The sequence below is a fragment of the Kitasatospora putterlickiae genome, assembly GCF_039527695.1.
Taxonomy (GTDB): Bacteria; Actinomycetota; Actinomycetes; order Streptomycetales; family Streptomycetaceae; genus Kitasatospora; species Kitasatospora putterlickiae.
The window spans coordinates 1-5,105 of the sequence record NZ_BAAAKJ010000335.1; the positions used below are offsets into that span (position 1 = coordinate 1).

The following is a 5,105-nucleotide window of genomic DNA, read 5'->3' on the forward strand; positions in this document are numbered from 1 at the left end:
CAAGAAGTTCACGCTGCGCTACTTCGACAAGCCGGCCGGTGCACCACCACCGGCCGGCCCTCCGGGGCCGTTGACGCGGGCGTCAGTTCAGGCTGTTGCTCATCGCGTTGATCATGGTGCCGGAGGCGTCGTCGTTCTCCAGGGAGAAGGCGAACATCCCGGCCAGGCCCTTGCTCTTGGCGTACGCGCCGCGGGCCTGGACGGCCTGCGGGGTGTCACCGGTCCAGAAGTTGGTGCCGTCGTACACCCAGGAGGACTCGGTGACCGGGTCCCAGTGGGTGTTGGCGGCGGTCGCGTTGAGCTCCTTCCAGGCGGCCAGGCCGGCCTCCGCGCTCAGCGGCTTGGCCGGGGTCGGGCCGGTCGCGCTCTGGTACAGGCCGAAGTTGTTGCCGGCCGGCACGCCGGTCCAGCCGCGCCAGTAGAACGGCACGCCCAGCACGATCTTGTTCGCCGGGAACCCGCCCGCGATGCCGTACTCCGGCAGGCCGGTGGTGTACGCGGTGAGGGTGGTGTCGACGTTGTACTTGCGGTTGCCCGGGGTGATCGGCGTGGTCGGGTCGGCCGGGCTGTCGTGCAGCGGGTCCTGGTGGTTCGTCGGGCCCTTGGCGTCCCACGCGCCGTGCATGTCGTAGGTCATGACGTCGGCGTAGTCCAGGTAGGCGCCGATCTTGTCGGTCTCCAGCTGCGCGATCTTGTCCTGGCCGCTGGGCAGCGCCGCGGTCAGCAGGAACTTCTTGCCCTGGGCGTTGCCGAGGGCGTCCAGCTGGGTGCGGAACTCCTTGAGCAGCAGGGTGAAGTTCTGCTTGTCGTTCGGGGAGTAGTGGTTGCCGGTGTGGCCGCCGGCCGAGCCCGGGTACTCCCAGTCGAGGTCGATGCCGTCGAAGAGCCCGGCCGCCGCGGCGGCGCCGCCCGCCGGGTCACCGGCGACGTTGGTGGGCAGGTTCCCCTTGAGGAACATGTCGAGGCAGGAGGAGACGAACTTCTTGCGCGAGGCGTCGGTCGCGGCCGCGTCCGAGAAGTACTTGGAGTAGGTCCAGCCGCCGATGGAGATGGCGATCCGCAGGTTCGGGTACTTGGCCTTCAGCTGGCGCAGCTGGTTGAAGTTGCCCTTGAGCGGCTGCTCCCAGGTGTCGGCGGTGCCGTCCACGCTGGCCGCGCCGTTGTAGTCGGCCTGGTAGTCGGCGTAGGCGTCACCGGCGCCGTCACCGGCGTTCGGGTTGTTCTCGTTGCCCGAGTCCGAGGCCTTGACCGCCTGGAAGCAGGTCAGGTTGGTCGGGTGGATGTTGGCGAAGGCGTACTGGAGGACGTCCAGCTTGGCCGCCGCGCCGCTGGTTTCGACGTTCTTCGCGTGGTACGCGTTCTCGTAGACGCCCCACTGGTCGAAGTAGGCCGCGCGGAACGGGCTGTTGGCGGGTGCCGCGGCGGTGGTGGTGTTCACCGGGGCGGACTGGGCGGAGGCGTGGGTGCCGGAGTAGCCCTGGACGGTGAAGGTGTAGCCCCGGGTCGGCAGCAGCGAGCTGACCGCCACCGAGGTGCCCATCGAGGTGGCCACCAACTGGTCGCCCGCGTAAACCTTGTAGGCGACCGGGGCGTCGCCGGCGGTCGCGGTGGACGGCTGCCACTTGAGGACCACGGCGTTGTGGGTGACCTTGGTGACGGTCACGCCGGTCGGCGTGGTGACCTTGCCGTCCCCGGCCGGGCCGGTGCCGGTCGAGGTGGCGGTGGGCGTCACGGTCGGGCTGTTGGTCGCCGTGGGGCTGTTGGTGGCGGTCGGGCTGTTCGTCGCGGTGGGGCTGTTGGTGGCCGTGGGGCTGTTGGTGGCGGTCGGGCTGCTCGTGGCGGTGGGGCTGTTGGTCGCCGTCGGGCTGGCCGTGCCGGTCGGACCCGCCGGGCCGGTCAGGGTGAGGTCGTCGGCCTGGTACGCGCCGGTGCCGTACCAGCCGTGCGTGAAGACGGTCACCGAGGTGGTGTTCGCGCCCGTGGTGAAGCTGGTGCTCAGCTGCGTCCAGCCGGTCGCGTTGGGCGCCCAGGTCTGGGCGTTGACGCCGGTTCCGGTCGCGCCCAGGTAGACGTAGCTGCCGCGCACCCAGCCGGCCAGGGTGTACGTGGTGTTGGGCAGCACGGTGACGGTCTGCTGGCACTGCGCGGTGTCGGAGGCGGACGCGGCGCCGTTGAGCGCGTAACCGCCGCCGTGCACCGGCGTGGTGACGACCGATCCGTTGGCGCAGTTCCAGCCGGCCAGGGTGCCGGTCTCGAAGTCGGCGTTGGTGAGCAGGTTGACGGCGGCGGCCGAGGCGGTGTTGAGGGAGAGCGCGATGGCGGCGCTGCCGGTGCTGAGCGTGGCGGCCAGGGCGAGCGCGAGCGCCCGGCGGCGGGGCGCGACGGCCCGGCGCTCAGCGGGGCGCGCGGACATGACACGGTCGTGCATGCGGTGGTCCTCCGGAGGAGTGGGGGTTCCGGCGGTGCGATGGCCCGGATGGGCCGGGGGAGCCGAACCGGACGCCGTGGGGGGCGCGCGATCGGGTGTACACGTGCGGCAGGGCAGGATGCGGCAGGGCGTGCGGATGTGCGGCGCGGAGCGACCAGGGGCCGCCGCGCTCACGACATCACAGATTGGACTGGACCAATATTCGCCGTCAAGGGTGTCCGCTGGACGGACCGTCGGCGGCCGCACGACCGGTGCGACGAGCGCGGGCCCGGTACGGTGGCCTCCCGAGAGGTCCCGCGTCGAACGGAGAACGGGTCATGGACAGCCGCGCCTGGGACGACCGCTACGCCGTGAGCGAGCTGGTCTGGGGCACCGAACCCAACCGCTGGGTGGTCCGCGAGCTCACCGGGCTCGCCCCCGGCAGCGCCCTGGACCTCGCCGCCGGGGAGGGCCGCAACAGCATGTGGCTGGCCGGCCTCGGCTGGGAGGTCACCGGTCTGGACTTCTCCACCGTCGCCCTCGGCCGCGCCGAACGGCTCACCGCCGCGCTGCCCGACGAGGTCGCCGACCGCCTCACCTGGCGGCACGGCGACGCCCGCACCTTCGAAGCCCCGCCGGAGGGCTACGACCTGGTCCTGGTCGCCTACCTGCAACTCCCCGCCGAGGACCGCCGGGCCGCGCTGCGGCACGCCGCCGGGGCGCTCGCCCCCGGGGGCACCCTGCTGGTGGTCGGCCACGACTCCACCAACCTGACCGAGGGCGTCGGCGGCCCGCAGGACCCGGCGGTGCTGTTCACCCCCGAGGACGTGCTCGCCGACCTGGCCGGCGCCGGGCTGCGCACCGTGCGGGCCGAGCGGGTCCGCCGCCCGGCCGGTGACGGCGAGGCCGTCGACGCGCTGGTCCGCGCGGAGCGGCCGGCGGCCTGAGCCGATCGCGGCGGGGGATCCGCTTCCCCGGCCCGTCCGCGGGGTATGCAGGTGTCCCGGGACGAGGGCGTGCGCGGGGCGCGAAAAAATCTACAGTGCTGTAGATTCGAGGCGCGCAGGCGAGCAACGAGGAGGGCGCGATGAGCGTTTCGCTGGCGAAGGGTCAGAAGCTGAGCCTGGAGAAGCCGGGCGGCGGCCGGCTGGGCGTGGTCCGGATGGGCCTCGGCTGGCGCGCCGTGCAGAAGAAGGGCTTCCTCGCGAAGCTGTTCGCCGGTCAGGACATCGACCTGGACGCCTCGGCGGTGCTGTTCGCCGCCGGCAAGCCGGTGGACGTGGTCTTCTTCCAGCACCTCACCAGCAACGACGGCTCGGTGCGGCACAGCGGCGACAACCTGACCGGCGGCTCCGGGGACGCGACCGACGACGAGACCATCACCGTCGACCTCACCGCCGTGCCGGCCGAGGTGGACCAGATCCTCTTCACCGTCAACTCGTTCACCGGCCAGACGTTCCAGGAGGTCGAGAACGCCTTCTGCCGGCTGGTCGACACCCAGACCGACACCGAGCTGGCCCGGTACACGCTCACCGGCGGCGGCGCCTACACCGCGCAGATCATGGCCAAGGTGCAGCGCGCGGCGGGCGGCTGGCAGATGACCGCGATCGGGCAGCCGGCCAGCGGGCGCACCTTCCAGGACCTCATGCCGGAGCTGGTCAAGCACCTCTGACGGACCGGCGGGCCGGCCGATCGGCACCCCCGGTCGGCCGGTCCGGGAACCGTCTTGCCCGGTCGGGTGGAGTTCCGCGATTAGCCTGCGGTGCTCTCGGTACGTCCGCTAACACTGGCCGCATGGACGATGACGCTGTGCAGCCGCCCGAGCACCTCACCATCCGGGTCACCCGTACCGACGATCCGGTGGCCGCGGTGGCCGGCCTGGAGGCCTGGGCAGCGCGCGAGAAGTACCCGGACCTGATGATGATGCCGCCCGTGTTCGGCACCCTGGAGCGGACCGGTACGGGCGCCTGGCGGATCCTCCAGTTCCACGCCACCACCCCGCAGGCCGCCCGGGACGACCTGGGCCACGCCTTCCGCGCCTGGGCGCTGGCCGAACCCGGCGACCGCCTGGCCGCCCCCTGGGGCATCACGGACGAGGAGCGCGCCCGCTACACCGAGGCCTACGAGCGGCTGGAGTGGGAGGCGCTGGACGAGATCTCGGTGGCGGGCCGGGACTACCGCGTCTTCCGCGCCGAACAGGTGCTGCGCTCGGGCCCGGAGGGCATCGAGCCGCCCCGGCCCACCGACCCGGACCCGGCCGCCGTCGGTCAGGGGAGCCGGCTGCCCTCCCGGGTGAGGGGCTTCGTGATCGACCCGGCGGCCGGCGTCACCCTGGTCGACGGGATCCTGCGGCTGGACATGATGGCGCTGGTGCCGACCGGCCGGTTCATCCCGGAGGACGTCCGGGCCGAGGCACGGCTCGCCTCGCACCTCTACCCCAACGTGCTCGTCCTGCCCGCCCACTGCGCCGTCGCCGAGTACCGGGACGGCCGCTGGGGGCCGATGACCGGGGCCTGCGAGACGCCGCAGGGCGCCCGTGACGGCCTGGCCGCCTACCTGCGTGAGTTCGCTCCGCGTCTGGACCCGGCCCTCGGGGAGGAGGAGCTGGCCCGCTACGCCGAGGCCGCCGACCGGCTGGACGCCGAGCGGGCCGACGAGGTCCGGGCGGGCGGCCGCCGCTTCCGGCTGGTCCGGGTCG

General features: G+C 72.7%; 4 protein-coding genes. 3 read left to right on the forward strand and 1 reads right to left on the reverse strand.

The window, feature by feature from the left end; genetic code table 11:
- Positions 1 to 82: 82 nt before the first annotated feature.
- Complete coding sequence (locus ABD308_RS31535; RefSeq protein WP_344342632.1) at positions 83 to 2,428, reverse strand: glycosyl hydrolase family 18 protein; 2,346 nt, start codon at positions 2,426 to 2,428, stop codon at positions 83 to 85.
- A 317-nt stretch (positions 2,429 to 2,745) separates the two neighbouring features.
- On the opposite strand from ABD308_RS31535, the gene ABD308_RS31540 reads away from it, so the two are divergent.
- The 3 genes from ABD308_RS31540 to ABD308_RS31550 form a co-directional block, all read left to right on the forward strand.
- Positions 2,746 to 3,354 (forward strand): class I SAM-dependent methyltransferase, encoded by a 609-nt coding sequence (locus tag ABD308_RS31540; protein WP_344342635.1) that lies wholly within the window; start codon positions 2,746 to 2,748, stop codon positions 3,352 to 3,354.
- Positions 3,355 to 3,494: 140 nt separating this feature from the next.
- Positions 3,495 to 4,079 (forward strand): TerD family protein, encoded by a 585-nt coding sequence (locus tag ABD308_RS31545; protein WP_344342638.1) that lies wholly within the window; start codon positions 3,495 to 3,497, stop codon positions 4,077 to 4,079.
- Positions 4,080 to 4,201: 122 nt separating this feature from the next.
- Positions 4,202 to 5,105: DUF5954 family protein (locus ABD308_RS31550; protein ID WP_344342641.1), on the forward strand; the 904-nt coding region annotated here is incomplete at its 3' end.